Annotated in this window: 15 protein-coding genes and 2 riboswitches; of the genes, 8 read left to right on the top strand and 7 right to left on the bottom strand. The window is 61.9% G+C overall.

All coding sequences use genetic code 11. The features are described from left to right. Positions 1 to 7 precede the first annotated feature (7 nt). Complete coding sequence (locus tag BCY88_RS17890; RefSeq protein ID WP_183081392.1) at positions 8 to 892, bottom strand: LysR family transcriptional regulator; 885 nt, start codon at positions 890 to 892, stop codon at positions 8 to 10. Between the two features lie 79 nt (positions 893 to 971). Here BCY88_RS17890 and BCY88_RS17885 point away from each other — a divergent pair, with 79 nt between their 5' ends. Beyond that, positions 972 to 2,273, top strand: a complete 1,302-nt coding sequence (locus tag BCY88_RS17885; protein ID WP_120345555.1) for an aspartate aminotransferase family protein — start codon at positions 972 to 974, stop codon at positions 2,271 to 2,273. Between the two features lie 60 nt (positions 2,274 to 2,333). Here the strand turns inward: BCY88_RS17885 and BCY88_RS17880 are convergent, their stop codons facing one another. Continuing rightward, complete coding sequence (locus BCY88_RS17880) at positions 2,334 to 2,705, bottom strand: VOC family protein (RefSeq protein WP_120345637.1); 372 nt, start codon at positions 2,703 to 2,705, stop codon at positions 2,334 to 2,336. Between the two features lie 86 nt (positions 2,706 to 2,791). Here BCY88_RS17880 and BCY88_RS17875 point away from each other — a divergent pair, with 86 nt between their 5' ends. Beyond that, positions 2,792 to 3,973, top strand: a complete 1,182-nt coding sequence (locus BCY88_RS17875) for an SGNH/GDSL hydrolase family protein (protein WP_120345554.1) — start codon at positions 2,792 to 2,794, stop codon at positions 3,971 to 3,973. 100 nt (positions 3,974 to 4,073) lie between these two features. Here BCY88_RS17875 and BCY88_RS17870 read toward each other — a convergent pair whose 3' ends face one another. Next, entirely contained in the window at positions 4,074 to 4,970 is an 897-nt protein-coding gene (locus tag BCY88_RS17870; RefSeq protein ID WP_120345553.1) for a LysR family transcriptional regulator, read from the bottom strand. Positions 4,971 to 5,134: 164 nt separating this feature from the next. Between BCY88_RS17870 and BCY88_RS17865 the strand changes: the two genes are divergently transcribed. Then, entirely contained in the window at positions 5,135 to 6,721 is a 1,587-nt protein-coding gene (locus BCY88_RS17865) for an MFS transporter (RefSeq protein ID WP_120345552.1), read from the top strand. Between the two features lie 247 nt (positions 6,722 to 6,968). On the opposite strand, the gene BCY88_RS39550 is transcribed toward BCY88_RS17865, so the two are convergent. Beyond that, a complete protein-coding gene (locus tag BCY88_RS39550; protein WP_147408522.1) occupies positions 6,969 to 7,247 on the bottom strand; it encodes a hypothetical protein in 279 nt (92 codons plus the stop codon). Between the two features lie 120 nt (positions 7,248 to 7,367). Between BCY88_RS39550 and BCY88_RS17860 the strand changes: the two genes are divergently transcribed. Next, positions 7,368 to 8,732: a DUF1214 domain-containing protein gene (locus BCY88_RS17860; protein ID WP_120345551.1), complete on the top strand. Its 1,365-nt coding sequence runs from the start codon at positions 7,368 to 7,370 to the stop codon at positions 8,730 to 8,732. Positions 8,733 to 9,092: 360 nt separating this feature from the next. Continuing rightward, the gene (ilvD, locus tag BCY88_RS17855) at positions 9,093 to 10,955 is read left to right on the top strand and encodes a dihydroxy-acid dehydratase (RefSeq protein WP_120345550.1); all 1,863 of its coding nucleotides are present in this window, start codon (positions 9,093 to 9,095) and stop codon (positions 10,953 to 10,955) included. 114 nt (positions 10,956 to 11,069) lie between these two features. Here the strand turns inward: ilvD and BCY88_RS17850 are convergent, their stop codons facing one another. Then, positions 11,070 to 11,498, bottom strand: a complete 429-nt coding sequence (locus BCY88_RS17850; protein ID WP_120345549.1) for a GFA family protein — start codon at positions 11,496 to 11,498, stop codon at positions 11,070 to 11,072. Between the two features lie 110 nt (positions 11,499 to 11,608). On the opposite strand from BCY88_RS17850, the gene BCY88_RS17845 reads away from it, so the two are divergent. Then, positions 11,609 to 12,568, top strand: a complete 960-nt coding sequence (locus BCY88_RS17845; RefSeq protein WP_120345548.1) for an alpha/beta fold hydrolase — start codon at positions 11,609 to 11,611, stop codon at positions 12,566 to 12,568. Positions 12,569 to 12,595: 27 nt separating this feature from the next. On the opposite strand, the gene BCY88_RS17840 is transcribed toward BCY88_RS17845, so the two are convergent. Next, positions 12,596 to 13,033, bottom strand: coding sequence for a MerR family transcriptional regulator (locus BCY88_RS17840; protein ID WP_120345547.1), 438 nt, complete (start codon positions 13,031 to 13,033; stop codon positions 12,596 to 12,598). 70 nt (positions 13,034 to 13,103) lie between these two features. Between BCY88_RS17840 and BCY88_RS17835 the strand changes: the two genes are divergently transcribed. Continuing rightward, the gene (locus tag BCY88_RS17835; protein WP_120345546.1) at positions 13,104 to 14,339 is read left to right on the top strand and encodes an NADH:flavin oxidoreductase/NADH oxidase family protein; all 1,236 of its coding nucleotides are present in this window, start codon (positions 13,104 to 13,106) and stop codon (positions 14,337 to 14,339) included. Positions 14,340 to 14,439: 100 nt separating this feature from the next. Here BCY88_RS17835 and mntP read toward each other — a convergent pair whose 3' ends face one another. Further along, complete coding sequence (mntP, locus tag BCY88_RS17830; protein WP_120345545.1) at positions 14,440 to 15,009, bottom strand: manganese efflux pump MntP; 570 nt, start codon at positions 15,007 to 15,009, stop codon at positions 14,440 to 14,442. Between the two features lie 9 nt (positions 15,010 to 15,018). Beyond that, positions 15,019 to 15,185: riboswitch (yybP-ykoY riboswitch) on the bottom strand. Between the two features lie 91 nt (positions 15,186 to 15,276). After that, positions 15,277 to 15,458: riboswitch (yybP-ykoY riboswitch) on the top strand. A 15-nt stretch (positions 15,459 to 15,473) separates the two neighbouring features. Between mntP and BCY88_RS17825 the strand changes: the two genes are divergently transcribed. Continuing rightward, positions 15,474 to 16,064: a TMEM165/GDT1 family protein gene (locus BCY88_RS17825; RefSeq protein ID WP_120345544.1), complete on the top strand. Its 591-nt coding sequence runs from the start codon at positions 15,474 to 15,476 to the stop codon at positions 16,062 to 16,064. Positions 16,065 to 16,161 lie beyond the last annotated feature (97 nt).

Raw genomic sequence — 16,161 nt, 5'->3', positions numbered from 1 at the left:
GTCCGGATCACAGCAAGGGCAGCGTCAGCCTGATGTGTTCTGCGAATGCCGTGGTCAGATGGGAGGGACGCTTGCGCTCGAACTTCAGCGTGATGCCGACGCTGGGCAAAGGCGGAAGCGCGGGATCGCCATTCAGTATGCTGAGATCGGGGGCGACGGCAGTTTGCGTAATAACGGCGATGGCCTGCCCCGAGCGGACCAGCGCCGTGAGTCCTGCAAGACTGCTGCTCGCATAGGCGATGCGGTAGGCCCTGCCGGCGCGTTGCAACGCTTCGCAGGCCGCCACGTGGTCGAGCATGTCCGGATCGGAGAGCGCCAGCGGCAGCGGGTCGAAGTGCGCGGAGTCCAGTCCCGGATAGCCCACCCAGACCAGCGGTTCGCGGCGAATGATGTCGGCATTCGCCGCGTCTTCCGGCAAGGAGATCATGGCAAGGTCCAGCGCATGCATCTCCAGTTGTTCTAACAATCGCGGGGTGGGCGCGCACATGACCTCCACCAGCGCATGCGGGTGTTGGCGTGAGAACTGGCGCAGCAAATGCGGCAGAAAAACGGCGGCGTAGTCGTCCGGGCAGCCGAAGCGGATTGTCCCTGACAGCCCTTTGCCGGAAAGATCGGCCATCGCCTCGTCGTGCACGCGCAGAATGCGCTGGGCGTGGATCAATAGACGTTCGCCGGGATTCGTCAGCAGGACACCGCGACCCGTGCGCTGGAACAGCGGCTGATCGACGATTTCTTCGAGCCGCTTCATCTGCTGGCTCAGCGCGGACTGGGTCCGGCCGATCCGGCTGGCCGCACGGCTGAGCGCCCGGACTTCGGCGATGACGATAAACGAACGCAGCAGATCGATTTCGAGTGAAAGGCTCAAGATATTAGACTCGCTTCTAGCTTCCATAAGAAGTATTCGATTCTATGAAAGCAGAGAGCCATCTAGACTGCAAGTTATTCCAGCCACCCGCCCAGGGAGAAGCAACGTGTCCGGGAACAATGACGCAGTTTTCTGGCGCAACGCCAGGCAGCACCTCATCCGCTATGGCGGCACCTTCGAGCCGATGATCATTGAGCGTGCCCAGGGCAGCTTTGTCTACGACGCGGACGGCCGCGCGATCCTGGATTTCACCTCGGGGCAGATGAGCGCGGTGCTTGGGCACAGCCATCCGGAAATCGTGTCGGTCATCAACGAATACGCCGGCAAGCTCGACCACCTCTTCAGCGGCATGCTTTCGCGACCGGTGGTCGATCTGGCAACTCGCCTCGCCGACATCACGCCAGACGGACTCGACCGGGCGCTGTTGCTCAGTACCGGCGCGGAGTCGAACGAGGCCGCCATTCGCATGGCGAAGCTGGTCACCGGCAAATACGAAATCGTTGGCTTTGCACAGTCCTGGCACGGCATGACGGGGGCCGCGGCGTCCGCCACCTATAGTGCCGGCCGCAAGGGCGTCGGTCCGGCGTCCGTCGGTTCCTTCGCGATCCCCGCGCCGTTCCTGTACCGGCCGCGTTTCGAGCGCAATGGCGAATACGATTACCTCGCGGAACTGGACTACGCCTTCGATCTGATCGATCGTCAGTCCAGTGGCAATCTTGCCGCGTTCATTGCCGAGCCGATTCTCAGTTCAGGCGGGATCATCGAACTGCCTGACGGCTATATGGCCGCGCTGAAGCGTAAATGCGAGGAGCGCGGCATGCTGCTGATTCTCGACGAAGCGCAAACCGGAGTGGGGCGCACGGGCACGATGTTCGCCTGCCAGCGCGATGGCGTCACGCCCGACATTCTCACGCTCTCGAAGACGCTTGGCGCCGGTCTGCCGCTCGCGGCCGTCGTGACCTCCGCAGAGATCGAAGAGCGGGCCCATGAATTGGGTTATCTGTTCTATACGACTCATGTGTCCGATCCGCTGCCCGCCGCCGTCGGTCTGCGGGTGCTGGACGTGGTCGAGCGCGAGGGGCTGGTTGCGCGTGCCAATCTGATGGGCGAACGGCTCAAACGCGGGCTGCGGGATTTGATGGAACGCTTCGAGTGCATCGGCGACATTCGCGGACGAGGACTGCTTCTCGGCATGGAGATCGTCAAGGATCGCCGCACGAAGGAGCCGGCCGACGGCCTTGGCGCGAAGATCACCCGCGAGTGCATGAACCTGGGGCTCAGCATGAACATCGTGCAGTTGCCCGGTATGGGCGGCGTGTTCCGCATCGCTCCGCCGCTGACTGTCCACGAGGAAGAGATCGACCTCGGTCTGGAACTGCTCGGGCAGGCGATTGAGCGTTCGCTATAATCGCCCCGCTATTCATGGATGAGCGGCGAGCGGCCGGACTGCGCCTGACAGACTGCAACGTCAGTCGGCTTGCGAAAGCTGGAATACGTTCCCTTCCGGGTCTTCGCCGTCACACATCAGTTGGGCAAAGCCGTCATAGCGCTTCAGATTGCGCATCGGTACACCGGCATTCACAAGTTTTTCGCGCAGCTCCGCTAGTCCTGTCTGTACCGAGAACACGATCTTCGCGTTGGAGGTGTTGGCGGCTGCCGGCCGGTCGCGATAAGGTTCGCCGACACGGTGCAGGGCAATCTCCACGCCGCCTGCCTTGAGTACAACCCACTCGCCTTCAATTTCTTCCGTGACGGGAAGGTCGAAGTGTTGCTGATAGAACGACTTCAGCAAGGCAACGTTGCGGACATACAGTATCAACCTCGTCATAGAGACGGACATCGGATTCTCCGAATGGGGTTTGCCACGGAACTTCAGCTTTGGCAGCATGCTGCCGTCCGTATCTTAAGACATGCTCTCAACCACACATGACGAACGACCAGGACACCTTGATTACCACACGCATTAGCGAGGCGTTCCTGCGTGGCGCCCTCGAACTCGAGCAAACCGAACGCGGGGTGATGCCGCACCGCCTGCCCGCTCGCGCGCGTGCTCAGTGCACGGACCCTCAGTTGGCGATGGTCGAGGCGCAGCCCTCAGGAGTACGACTGGTGTTCCGCACCCAGGCGACGGAGGTCGAAATCGATGTCCTGCCGACGCGCTACGTCTATGCGGGCGTCCCTCCGCGCGCCGCCGGAGTGTATGACCTGCTCGTCGACGGTCGACTCGTCCATCAGAGCAGCGCGGCCGGTGGCGACACCGTGACGATCGACATGGCCACCGGCACGGTTTCGAAGCAGTCGGGCCCGCCCGCCACGCTACGGTTTACCGGCCTGCCCAGCCATGACAAGAAAGTCGAGATCTGGTTGCCGCACAACGAAATCACGGAGCTTGTCGCGCTGCGCTCGAATGCCCTCTTAGAGCCCGTTACCGGAGACGGACGAAAGGTCTGGTTGCATCATGGCAGTTCCATCAGCCATGGCTCCAACGGAGATAGTCCGACTTCGATCTGGCCCGTGCTTGCCGCTTCCCTCGGCGAGGTCGACCTGATCAATCTTGGATTTGGCGGCAGCGCGCTACTCGATCCCTTCACCGCTCGAGCGATGCGCGACACGCCAGCCGATGTGATCAGCCTCAAGATCGGCATCAATCTCGTCAACACCGATCTGATGCGGCTCCGTGCTTTCACGCCGGCGGTGCACGGTTTTCTCGACACCATCCGGGACGGCCACCCAAGCGCGCCGCTGCTGGTCATCTCGCCGCTGTATTGCCCGATTCACGAAGATACGCCGGGTCCTGGGGCGTTCGATATGAATGCGCTGGCCGCCGGGAAGGTTTCGTTTCGGGCGACGGGGGACCCGGCCGAACGCAAGGCCGGAAAGCTGACGCTGACGGTTATCCGGGATGAGTTGCGACGCATCGTGCAGCAGCGGGCGGTGAGCGACCCACATCTGCGCTATCTCGACGGACTCGAACTCTACGGTCAACAGGATTTCGCCGATCTGCCACTTCCCGATCAGCTCCATCCGGATGGGCCTGCGCACCGTCGCATTGGCGAGCGGTTCGCGAGGCTCGCGTTCGGCGGTGGAGGACTTTTTTCTGTTGAGTGACCCGCGCGCCAAGTTTCGCCGAGTGTCGCGGAGTTCAGGAAAGATTGTGCGAACGGACGTTTAAACCAGCGGCGTGTGAGTTCCCGGTGCTGGCGATGGATCAGCCGCCTGGAACCTTGAACAGATTCGCACACATGAAATCGACGAACACCCGAAGCTTCGGCGACAACTGCCGGCTTGATGGCCATAAGATCGAGAACTGCCCCGGGGCGATCCGATGCGTGTCGAGCAGCGTGGTGAGCAGGCCGGTCGCGACTGCGTCGCGCGCCAGAAAGTCCGGCATGTACCCAATGCCAAAACCCGCGATGACGGCCTCGCGCAGCGCCTCCATGTTGTTGCAGGTTATGGCTGTGCGCAAATTCGCGGGCTCGCTCCGATCCGCCAGCAGCTCCCACGGCTGAAGCTTGCCTGTTGTCGGAAACCGGTAACGCACGCACGCGTGCGCTTCCAGATCGTGCAGCGTGCGCGGCACGCCAGCTTGCGCGAGATAACCTGGCGACGCGCACAGCATGAAGCAGAATGCGCCGAGACGGCGTGACATCAGACTCGAATCTGTCAGTGTGCCGCTGCGGATGACCGCGTCGAAACCGCCTTCCACAACGTCCACGAGCCGGTCGTTGAAATCCAGATCGAGTTCGACATCGGGATAGCGGCGCGTGAATTCCGGCAGCACGGGCAACAGGAATCGATAGCCGATTGCGGGGACGCTGACACGCAGCCTGCCGCGCGGCGTCTGCGCGGCCTCCGAGAGCATGGCCTCGGCATCGCGCAGATCTTCCAGAATCCGGTGACAACGATCGTAGAAGTGACGTCCCTCATCGGTGAGCGTGACCTTGCGCGTGGTGCGATGAAAGAGCCGCACGCCGAGCGATTGCTCGAGCTTCGCAATCGTCTTGCCGACCGCCGACGCCGAGATGCCGAGCTTGTGCCCGGCGGCGACGAAACTCAGCGCCTCCGCCGTGCGCACAAACGCGACGATTCCGTTGAGGTTCTCCATTGCGCTTCGACGCCCGTAAAGTCGATTTGATTAAGGAATTTAACTCCTTTATCAGCGGAGTTCTACCGTGTTTTTGTTTAATTGAATCCGAATTATCGTTGATCGCTCTACCGGGCGTGCGCACAGGAGGTGTCGCGCGGACCGGTTTTCTTTTGGGAGCGGTGATGAGCAAAACTTTTTCTTCCGTTTCGTTGGGGCGGCCCGTTGCAATTCTCACGGCCGTTTGCCTTGCTGCGCTCGCCTTGCCGCTCAGCTTTTCGGCGGGTGCGCTGGCCACGCCCGCGATCGGCCGGGAACTCGCGGGCGGCCCGGTCGAGATGAACTGGATCACGAATGCGTTCATGCTGACCTTCGGCAGCCTGTTGATGGCGGCGGGCGCACTCGCGGACCGGTTCGGCCGCAAGCGCCTGTTTGCGATCGGCGTCAGCGGATTCACGCTGGTCTCGCTGCTGCTCGGCTTTGCGCCGTCGATCCTGGTTGTCGATCTGCTGCGCGCCGTGCAGGGCGTTGCCGCTGCGGCCGCGCTCGCGGGCGGGACTGCGGCCCTCGCGCAGGAGTTCGATGGCCGCGCGCGCACCCGCGCATTCAGTCTGCTCGGTACGACCTTCGGGCTTGGGCTGGCATTCGGGCCGGTACTGGCGGGTTTCATGATCGAGCGCTTCGGTTGGCGAGCGATCTTCGCGACCGGGGCCGTAGTAGGCGTTCTCTCGCTGTTATTCGGCGTGCCGCAGATGCGTGAATCGCGTGACCCGGATGCACGGCGTATCGACTGGGCGGGAATCGCAACGTTTACCGGAGCATTGTCGTGCTTTACGTTCGGCGTGATCCAGTCCTCGGAGAGCGGCTGGTCGAGTCCCCTCGTCGTCGGATTCCTGTTGGGCGCGGCACTGCTGACCGCCGCGTTCTGGCTGATCGAAACGCGCGTCGCGCGGCCCATGCTCGATCTGTCCTTGTTCCGCTATCCGCGTTTTGTCGGCGTGCAAGTGCTGCCGATCGCGACCTGCTACTGCTATATCGTGCTGCTCGTCGTGCTGCCGCTGCGGTTTGTCGGTGCCGACGCTTACAGCGAGATCGACGCCGGCTGGCTGATGCTCGCGCTGTCCGCCCCTATGCTGGTCGTGCCGCTCGTAGCCGCAACGCTGACGCGCTGGATGTCGGCCGGCGTCATTTCGGGTATCGGCTTGCTGATCGCCGCGGCCGGCCTGTACTGGCTGACCGTCGCGTTACGCGATGGTGCGAGCCACGCCGCGATCGCACCCCTGCTCACAATCGGCGTCGGTGCGGGGATGCCGTGGGGATTGATGGACGGGTTGTCCGTGAGTGTCGTGCCGAAAGAACGTGCGGGCATGGCGACGGGGATCTTCAGCACCACGCGCGTGGCGGGTGAATGCATTGCGCTCGCAACGGTCAGCGCGATTCTGGCCGTGCTCACGCAGGCTCGCGTGCAGTCGATCGTGAGGCCCGATGCCTTGTCCGCCGACGTGTCCGCCAACGTGTCCGAAGCCGCGGCGCGTCTTGCCGCGGGCGATCTCGATCGCGCATCGGCGCTTCTTCCGCACGTCGCTCGTACGACGCTGCTGCACATCTACGCCGATGCGTTCGGTCTTTTGCTCGGGGGATTGACGGTGGTTACGCTGCTGTGCGCGATTGCGGTATTCGCGATTCTTGGCCGCGTTCGCGCCGACGACGATTCGTCGGTGGATCGTGAGCGCCGTGCGCGGGTAATGACGAGTGATCGAGAACCTGCGTGACGCGCCGTCTATTCATTCAAAAATGCGTTGCCGATTTGCATCTGAAGCGCCCCGGTATTCGGATCAGGCGCGAATTTCAGGGCTGCTCGCATTGCGGGGAAAGCGACGGAGAATAATCGTCTGAGCAGAAAAGCGACCGATGCTTTCATTACGAGGCAAAAAAGCCAGGTAAAAAAAGCCGCAGACGATGCTGCGGCTAACAAACACACACGCCGAACGTTGGGGAACGCTGACGTGTTTCCTGATGCTATCGAAGCTCGCTGCCACTGCAAATCGGGTGTTTTGTATGAAGCATCCGGCGGCCTTGCTGGACCGGCCTGCCGTCATGCCTCGAGCCAGCAGAAGTCGCGAAAAAACCACATAGGGCGCGCATGGCTTGAAAAAGATAACCGGGCGTGCGTTGCACGAAGACGAGTGGCATTGCCTTCGCTTGTTGCGCCACCATTAATCGGATTTTGAATCCAGGAAGATGACTATGATCATTTTTCTTCATGATTTTCAATAACGGATGGTTTTCGTTATTCAACAAAATATCCGTATTGCATGAGGGCGTTCCGAATCCATCTAATAATCCAGGCGGTACTCTTTCAACGGTTTCAGGTTCAATGTAAGCTGGCCTCCACTCATCTAAAACAAGGCTAAATAAATGTTGAACACCTTGAAAGCGCCGAAATGGGCCTGTTCCGTGATTGCGGCTGGGTTGATCGGTTTAGGCATCGCTGCGTGCAGTTCGCCGGGGACCAACGCGGCGGCAAACGCGAGTGCGAATGTGCCGTCCGACGAGCAGATCGTGTCGTCCTGGCATTATCTGTACGGGCGCTATCTGGTGTTGCAGCAGGAGAATTACGACATCAACGTCGAGAAAGTCGGCTACAACAAGATCAAATACAATCCGCTGGGTTCAGCCCAGTTCGTGAATCCGAACCTCGACGTGGCCTACCTGGAAGCCTGGCTCGTGGCGGACAAGGATCACGCAGTTATCCTGAACATTCCTAAAGTCACGGGGCGCTATTACACGGCTCAGTTGCTCGACGGTTGGGGCGAAGTCATTACCAACATCAATGAGCGTACGTATCCGGATCATCCGTATGGCAAGTTTGCTCTGGTGATCAAGGGTACCAATCCGCCTGTGCCGGCCGATGCGGTCAAGATCGAATTGCCGTCGGCGAAAGCAAAATTGCTGGCGCGTGTTGAGCTCAAGGGTTCGCCGAAGACGGCGGTGAGGTTGCAGCATCAGTTCACCGTCAATGCGTCGCCCGATACCCAGATCGATCCGCCTTTTCCCGTGCCCTCCTTCACGCCGGCCGCGCCGATCGGCGCCGAGATTTTCGATCACGTAAGCGAAGTACTGGCCACCTATCCGGATGCGATGCCGAAGGCCGCCGAATATCAGGCGGCGGCCATCAACGTCGCCAACTATATGAAGAGCAGCGACGCTGCCCGCAAACGCGTGAGCGATGTCGTCAAGACGCGGGCACTGCCGGCTTTCCTCGCCAACGCCAAGGGTTTCGGCACGCAGAAAGACGGCTGGTCGGTGACTTATGTGGCGGGTAACTTTGGCAACGACTACGTGGCGCGCGACATCATCAACTACGGTGGTTTGTGGGCCAACGTGATCAGCGAGGCGATCTATTTTGTGGGACTGAACGACAGCGACAAGCAGCCGCTTGACGGCAGCAAGACCTACGAGATCCGTTTCCCGAAGGGCGAAAAGCCGGACGGGCACGTCAAGGGATTCTGGTCGGTCACGTTGTATAGCGTGCCGGACTATCGCGTTGTGCCGAACGCGCTGCGCCGCTACAACCTGAACAATGTGTCCCGTCTGAGGGCGAATGCAGATGGCAGCACGAGCATCTGGCTTGCACCGGTCCGGCCGAAGAACGTGCCGCAAAGCAACTGGTTGCCTACGCCGGCGGGCAAGGGCTTCGCGCTGAACTTCCGCACCTATGTTCCGAAGGACGAAGTCCAGCAAGGTGAATGGTTCCCGGCACCCATCAAGGCCGTGAATTAAGCTTTATCGACGCGAGCATGTTCGGTGGTTCAGTCTGTCCGGGCATGCTCCCGGCAGACTGAGCTGGCGGCCCATGGAACAGGGTGTCTACCGGACGTTTCAGTTCCAGCCGACGCAACTGTCGTTCCAGGCCCTGGCCGATCGTCAATTAATATCTTTTGCGACCTAATTGCGCCGCAAAAATATATTGGACGTATTACCGGCGTTCTCGCACTATTCGTACATTCCCAGCTCACACCGTGCGCGCTATCGCGAGCCACCGCTTGCGGGCTATCGGTATGCCGTCACCGTTCATAACGGTGCATTGGCCGGCCTGGGCACAATTCCAATTTTGACGACCCCCAATATCTGAGGATACAGATGCCTGAATATCGTTCACGAACCTCGACCCATGGCCGCAACATGGCTGGTGCGCGTGCCTTGTGGCGCGCCACCGGAATGAAGGACGGTGATTTCGGCAAACCCATTATCGCGGTGGTGAACTCGTTCACCCAGTTCGTGCCGGGCCATGTGCATCTGCGCGACCTGGGCGCACTGGTGGCAGGCGAAATCGAAGCGGCCGGCGGCGTCGCGAAGGAATTCAACACCATCGCGGTGGACGACGGCATCGCCATGGGTCACGGCGGCATGCTGTATTCGCTGCCTTCGCGCGAGCTGATCGCCGACTCCGTGGAATACATGGTCAACGCGCACTGCGCCGACGCCATGGTCTGCATTTCCAATTGCGACAAGATCACCCCGGGCATGCTGATGGCCGCCATGCGCCTGAATATCCCGGTTGTATTCGTTTCCGGCGGTCCGATGGAAGCGGGTAAGGTCAAGTCGCCGACCGACGGCCAGGTGATCGCCAAGATCGATCTGATCGACGCCATGATCAAGGCGGGCGACTCCAGGGTCAGCGACGCGGAAGTGGCGGAAATCGAGCGTAACGCCTGCCCGACGTGCGGTTCCTGCTCGGGCATGTTCACGGCGAACTCGATGAATTGCCTGACCGAGGCAATTGGCCTCGCGCTGCCTGGCAACGGCACGATCGTCGCCACGCACGCATGGCGCAAGGGCCTGTTCGAGCAGGCGGGCCGCCTGATCGTGGACCTGTGCCGCCGCTATTACCAGGAAGAAGACGCGTCGGTCCTGCCGCGCAACATCGCCAGCAAACAGGCATTCGAGAACGCCATGGCGCTCGACGTGGCCATGGGCGGTTCGACCAATACCGTGCTGCATCTGCTGGCGGCGGCGCAGGAAGGCGGCGTCGATTTCACGATGTCCGACATCGATCGCATCTCGCGCAAAGTGCCGTGCCTGTGCAAGGTGGCACCCGCTACCGACAAGTACCACATCGAAGACGTGCATCGTGCCGGCGGTATTCCCGGCATTCTCGGCGAACTGGCCCGCGCGGATCTGCTCGACCTCTCGTGCAGCAACGTGCATAGCGGCACGCTGGGTGATTCGATCGCGAAGTGGGACGTCGCCGGTGGTGCGGGCGAAGCCGCGCAGAAATTGTTCCGCGCGGCCCCGGGCGGCATTCCGACCACGGTCGCGTTCAGCCAGGAGGCTACGTTCGCTTCGCTGGATACGGACCGCAAGACCGGCTGCATCCGCAGCAAGGAGAACGCGTATTCGAAAGACGGCGGCCTCGCCGTGCTTTACGGCAACCTCGCGGAGAAGGGCTGCATCGTCAAGACCGCGGGTGTCGACGAATCGCAGTGGGTTTTCTCCGGGCGCGCCCGCGTTTTCGAGAGCCAGGACGACGCCGTCGAAGCCATTCTGGGCGACAAGGTCGTAGCGGGCGACGTGGTCGTGATCCGTTATGAAGGTCCCAAGGGCGGCCCCGGCATGCAGGAAATGCTTTACCCCACGTCGTATCTGAAATCCAAGGGTTTGGGCAAAACCTGCGCGCTGTTTACCGACGGCCGTTTCTCGGGCGGTTCGTCCGGGCTCGTGATCGGGCATGCGTCACCGGAAGCAGCCGAAGGCGGCACGATCGGTCTGGTGGAAGAGGGCGATGTGATCGAGATCGACATTCCCAACCGCAAGATGCACCTGGTGGTAACGGACGCGGAATTGGCGCGCCGCCGCGAGGCCATGGATGCACGCGGCGACCAGGCCTGGCTGCCGGTGAATCGCGAACGCGTGGTGTCGCAGGCCTTGCAGGCCTATGCCGCGCTGGCGACCTCGGCCGACCGTGGCGCGGTGCGGGACATCTCGCAACTCAAGCGCAAGTGATGTGAAACGGCCCTGTCGCTGGAACGCGAGCAGGGCCGAAGCGATCGGGCAGGTGCCGCCACGGTACCTGCCGATGGTGCCGATACGGTTTTTGTCGGCATGGATCGCGTGTAACTAAGCCTCGTAGATCGGCCCATCCCATCCATCGAGGTACTTCGGCAGCGCGTCCTGTACGTCGACAATCCGATAGCGGTAGAAGAGATGCATTGTCGGATGCATGTCCTCGGGGAGTTCTCCACCAGCGGCGCGGGCGACGATGCTATTGGGTACCACGCGCATGCCGAGCCGGCTTGTGCCAAACACCGTTTCGCCGCAACTGGGGCAGAATGCGCGCGACAGGCTCTTGGTCGGGTGTGAAAAGCTCGATACGCTACCGCTCGCGACAGACACTTGCTCAGCCAGCCACGCAGTCGCCGACAACATTGACGTCCCGTAGAAATCCCGGCACGACCCGCAGTGGCAATTCGCTTTTGCCTGAGGCTCGCCATTCAGCTCGATATTGACGGCGCCACAGAGGCACCGCACGGAACGCGGTACAGTCATCTCGTCTCCTGATTGTGCCGCGGGATTATATGTCTCCGTGGTGTTGATGGATTGGGGCGCTCGCAAGCCGGGCGCAACCCCAAAATGCAAACCTTGATCGCGGGTGCCGCATGATGAAGATCGAAACTGGAGACTTCGCCGCCAACGGCATCGAGCTCCGCGTGGACATTGCCGGCAGCGGCATGCCGGTCCTGCTTTGCCACGGATTTCCCGAATCGCGGCATTGCTGGCGCCATCAGGTGCCGGCGCTCGCCGAAGCGGGATACCGTGTCATCGCGCCCGATATGCGAGGCTACGGCGGCAGCAGTGCGCCGGAAGCGATTGAAGACTTTACGATTCTGCATCTGGTGGGCGACATGGTCGGGTTGCTCGATACGCTCGGCCATCCGAAAGCCGTGATCGTGGGGCACGATTGGGGGGCGACGGTTGCCTGGACCGCCGCCATGTTGCGGCCCGACCGGTTTATCGGCGTCGCCGGACTTTCGGTTCCGTTCATCCCTCGCACCGCTTCTGCGCCGCTCGCGACTCTGCGCCGTCTGGGTCGGGAGCGTTTCTACTGGCTCTGGTTCGAAGCGCGGGGCCGCGCCGAGCAGGAGCTCGACGCCGATCCGGCGGAAAGCCTGCGCCGCATGTACTGGGGTCTTTCTGGCGCCGCGCCCGATCCGCTCTGGAACGGCATGGTTGCCGGGAGCGGGTTGCTTGCGACTTTCCCGGCGCCTTCCGGCCTGCCGGACTGGTTGACGCCCGAGGACCTGCGCCTGCAAACAGCGGCTTTTGCTCGTGGCTTTCGCGCGCCGCTCGACTGGTATCGCAATCTCGATCGGAACTGGGCGTTGCTCGGCGCCTTTGCCGGCGCGCGCATCAGCCAACCGTCGATGTTTCTCGCGGGCGCGCGCGACCCGGTGGTGAATTGGCGGCGTGACGCTTTTAATGCCCATTCGCAGACTTTGCCGGGCCTTGTCTCCAACACGCTGCTCCCAGGCATCGGCCACTGGATACAGCAGGAGGCGCCGGACGCGGTCACGGCAGCGCTGCTCGACTTTCTGCGGACCATCAAGGCGTCCGACTAGCCGCCATTCGCTTCGCGCCGCCGTGCGCTATCGAGCCCGGCGTTTCGCGCGGCGCACCGGTTCCTGCTGCTCTGCGAGCAGGTGATGGGTCAACTCCACGCTGTCCACACAGTTTCCCGCGGCCCAGGTTTCACTGAGCGTGGTGCGCAGTGTGCGTACGGCGTTTCGCTGCGCGCGCAGGTCGGTCATGAGCTGCTCGATCTCGCCGAGCCGCGTATCGAGTGCGCGCAGCAAATCCTCTTTCGGACAATTCTCGGGACCGGACAGAGCCTCCCGCAGTCTGTCGAGCGGGAAGCCCAGATTCTGCGCCAACTGCACCATGCGCAGACGTTCAATGGCCACTTCGGAGTAGACGCGATAACCGTTGGCCGTGCGCTCCGGTGCCGGCAGCAGGCCACTCTGCTCATAGAAGCGAATGGCAGATGGCGCGAGGCCGGTTTTTTCTGCAAGCTCGCCGATTCTCATAACGCTTGACCTTCAAGTTGACTTGAATCTTAGTATAGCGGCATCACTCATTTTGCAGGTTGATGCCGCCATGACTTCATCGCTGTTTACACCCGTGCAGTTGCCCAACGGCAGTTGGCTGCCCAACCGTCTGGCCAAAGCGGCAATGGAAGAAAATCTCGCCGACGCTGGGCAATTGCCCGGCGAGACCATTCATCGTCTGTACCGTGCGTGGGCCGAAGGCGGCGCAGGTCTTATCGTCACGGGTAATGTAATGATCGACGGCCGGGCCTTGACCGGGCCAGGCGGGATCGTGCTCGAGGCCGATACGCCGCTTGCGCCATTCATGCAATGGTCACAGGCGGCGCGCAGCAACGGTGCCCAGGTGTGGATGCAGATCAATCATCCGGGCCGGCAGGTGCTGGCGGCGATGGGCGGCAACGCGTGGGCGCCTTCGGCTGTCCCGCTCGCGCTCGGCAAACACAGCAAACTGTTCGCGCAGCCGAGCGTCATGAGCGAGGACGAAATCAGCGAGACCATCGCCCGTTTTGCGGCGACGGCGCGTGCGGCCGAGCAGGCGGGATTCACCGGCGTGGAAATTCACGCCGCGCACGGTTATCTGATCTCGCAGTTTCTCTCGCCGCTGACCAATCGCCGCACCGACCGTTGGGGCGGCGATCTCGCCAACCGTGCCCGCCTGCTGCTGGACGTGGTCCGCGCGGTGCGCGCAAAGGTCTCGGCGGATTTTTGCGTGGCGGTCAAACTGAACTCGGCTGACTTTCAGCGCGGCGGCTTTTCGGAAGAGGACGCCCGGCAAGTCGTGCTGTGGCTGAATGAGCTGCCGGTCGACCTGGTCGAGCTATCCGGGGGCAGCTATGAAAGCCCCGCGATGCAGGGCAATACCGCCGACGGGCGCACCCTCGCGCGCGAAGCCTATTTTCTCGAATTCGCGAAAGATCTGGCCGGCGTCGCCGCGATGCCGGTCATGACCACCGGCGGCATCCGGCGGCGTGCCGTGGCCGAGCAGGTGCTGGACAGCGGCGTCGCGGTTGTGGGCATGGCCACTGCGCTCGCGGTGGTCCCCGATCTGCCCGCGCGCTGGCGGGCGGGCGTGGATCTGGGGGCGCAGATTCAACCGATTGAGTGGCGTGACCGGGCGCTCACGGGGCTGGCCCGCATGGCAGTCGTCAAACGTCATCTGCGTACGCTCGGTGCAGGAAAGACGCCCCCGGCACGGTATTCCGCAGTTTTGACCCTGATCCTCGACCAGTTGCGCACGCGCCGGCTGACGCGGCGTTATCGGCAATGGAAGCAGGAATACGCGTGAAGCGTCAAAGGCGCGACGCGGAGCCGGGCGAACCCCGGCCCGCGGCAGAATATGCAGTTGCCTGGCCCTAGCCGTTGTCAGCGACGCTGTTGATCGGCGCCTAGCCGAAGATCTGCAGGTGTTCGGCCAGTATGGTGCAGCCGATTCCGATCAGCACGACGCCACCGGCCATCTCCGCGCGTCTGCCCACGACATGGCCGATGACGCGACCGAGCATGACGCCGATTGTGACCATTGCCATGGTGGCGAGGCCGATCGCGGCGGCCGTCGAATAGATGTTGACGTCGACAAAGGCGAGGCCCGCGCCCACCGCCATTGCATCGATGCTGGTGGCGAAGCCGGTCACTGCCAGCAACCAGAACGAATGGCTTGCCGCCTTTTTCTCCTCGACATCTTTGGCGGTAAAGCCGTTCAGGACCATGCGGGCGCCGAGCACGAACAGCAGCGCAAACGCGATCCAGTGATCCCATGCGGAGACATATTGGGCTGCTGCTTTACCCAGGAACCAACCGATCAAGGGAGTGAGCGCCTCGATGACGCCAAAGATGAGTCCCGTTCTCAGCGCTTCGCGCCAGTGAGGACGGTCGAGCGTGGCGCCTTTGCCGATTGCCGCTGCAAAGGCATCGGTAGACATGGCGAAAGCAAGGAATAGCGTTGCGACAGGATTCATGGAAGAGAGGCTCAAGGTCGGGCGGAAAACCGCGACACACCGCCGCGCCCGACCGGTCGCGTGGTGTGTCGATGGTCTTGCCAACCAAAGGGCTACCTGCACCACGGTCTGGGCGACCGAGAATGTTGACGCAGGCGCTTCTGGGTAGAAGCCGGCTACTCCCCAAAGACAGCGGCGAGCATATCATGGTCGAAAGGATTTTGTAATGACATCCATTGCCTTTCGGCGCGGCAACTTGCTTATGTCGCATACGGCGCGATAGAATCGCGCCTGCTCATTGGGGAGTAGCCGCCTCGAACGCCGTGTTCGGGGGCGCATGTCAACATACTTGGCGAGTCGAGAGACCCGCTATGGCGTGCGCAGCCAAGTGCCTGGCAAGACCGATGACACGCATTCCGACCTAACCGGGTCGCCGGAATGCGCGTCATCGCGTGCTTTCAGCGCGGCCCGGATACAACAACCCCATGCAATCCTTCCTCGTCTCGACCAGTGTGGTCGGCCTCGCCGAAATCGGCGACAAGACTCAACTGCTTTCCTTGGTGCTGGCTGCGCGATATCGCAAGCCGATTCCCATCGTTCTTGGTGTGCTTGCTGCAACGCTCATCAACCATGCGGCATCAGGCGCGCTGGGAGCATGGCTCGCGAGCGTTCTGAGCCCGGGGATCCTGAATTGGGCGGTCGTTGCCTCATTTGCTGTCATGGCGGTGTGGATTCTCATTCCTGACAAGCTGGACGATGCCGACGCCGTATTGACGAAGAATTCGATGGGCGTCTTCGGCACAACGGCCGTCACGTTCTTTCTCGCCGAGATGGGCGATAAGACTCAAATCGTGACCATCGCGCTCGCTGCGCGCTTTCACGAGTTCTTCGGCGTCGTCGCGGGCACGACACTAGGCATGATGCTGGCGAATGTGCCGGTCATCTATCTCGGACACAAGTTTGCCGACCGCTTGCCGACGAAGGCCGTTCACATTCTTGCCGCCATCATCTTTGTCGTACTCGGCGGATTCGCGCTGAGAACGGCGCTTTATCCGACTGCACATCCGATGTTTTAACTCGCCTTACTTCCGCCTCGCACATGCCGCGAGGCGGGATAAGGTTGAAGCTGCCGCGGCTGTCTCGCGCGCGAACGCTGCTTGGCCGCCGCGCGAT

Source organism: Paraburkholderia fungorum, assembly GCF_003610895.1.
GTDB lineage: Bacteria > Pseudomonadota > Gammaproteobacteria > Burkholderiales > Burkholderiaceae > Paraburkholderia > Paraburkholderia fungorum_B.
This window is presented reverse-complemented; position numbering and strand designations above follow the sequence as displayed.

Bases quoted from the DNA above. Each gene is read 5' to 3' on its own strand.
- BCY88_RS17890 (WP_183081392.1), bottom strand. From the start codon at position 892: ATGGAAGCTAGAAGCGAGTCTAATATCTTGAGCCTTTCACTCGAAATC.
- BCY88_RS17880 (WP_120345637.1), bottom strand. From the start codon at position 2,705: ATGTCCGTCTCTATGACGAGGTTGATACTGTATGTCCGCAACGTTGCC.
- BCY88_RS17875 (WP_120345554.1), top strand. From the start codon at position 2,792: ATGACGAACGACCAGGACACCTTGATTACCACACGCATTAGCGAGGCG.
- BCY88_RS17870 (WP_120345553.1), bottom strand. From the start codon at position 4,970: ATGGAGAACCTCAACGGAATCGTCGCGTTTGTGCGCACGGCGGAGGCG.
- BCY88_RS17865 (WP_120345552.1), top strand. From the start codon at position 5,135: ATGAGCAAAACTTTTTCTTCCGTTTCGTTGGGGCGGCCCGTTGCAATT.
- BCY88_RS17860 (WP_120345551.1), top strand. From the start codon at position 7,368: ATGTTGAACACCTTGAAAGCGCCGAAATGGGCCTGTTCCGTGATTGCG.
- ilvD (WP_120345550.1), top strand. From the start codon at position 9,093: ATGCCTGAATATCGTTCACGAACCTCGACCCATGGCCGCAACATGGCT.
- BCY88_RS17850 (WP_120345549.1), bottom strand. From the start codon at position 11,498: ATGACTGTACCGCGTTCCGTGCGGTGCCTCTGTGGCGCCGTCAATATC.
- BCY88_RS17845 (WP_120345548.1), top strand. From the start codon at position 11,609: ATGATGAAGATCGAAACTGGAGACTTCGCCGCCAACGGCATCGAGCTC.
- BCY88_RS17840 (WP_120345547.1), bottom strand. From the start codon at position 13,033: ATGAGAATCGGCGAGCTTGCAGAAAAAACCGGCCTCGCGCCATCTGCC.
- BCY88_RS17835 (WP_120345546.1), top strand. From the start codon at position 13,104: ATGACTTCATCGCTGTTTACACCCGTGCAGTTGCCCAACGGCAGTTGG.
- mntP (WP_120345545.1), bottom strand. From the start codon at position 15,009: ATGAATCCTGTCGCAACGCTATTCCTTGCTTTCGCCATGTCTACCGAT.
- BCY88_RS17825 (WP_120345544.1), top strand. From the start codon at position 15,474: ATGCAATCCTTCCTCGTCTCGACCAGTGTGGTCGGCCTCGCCGAAATC.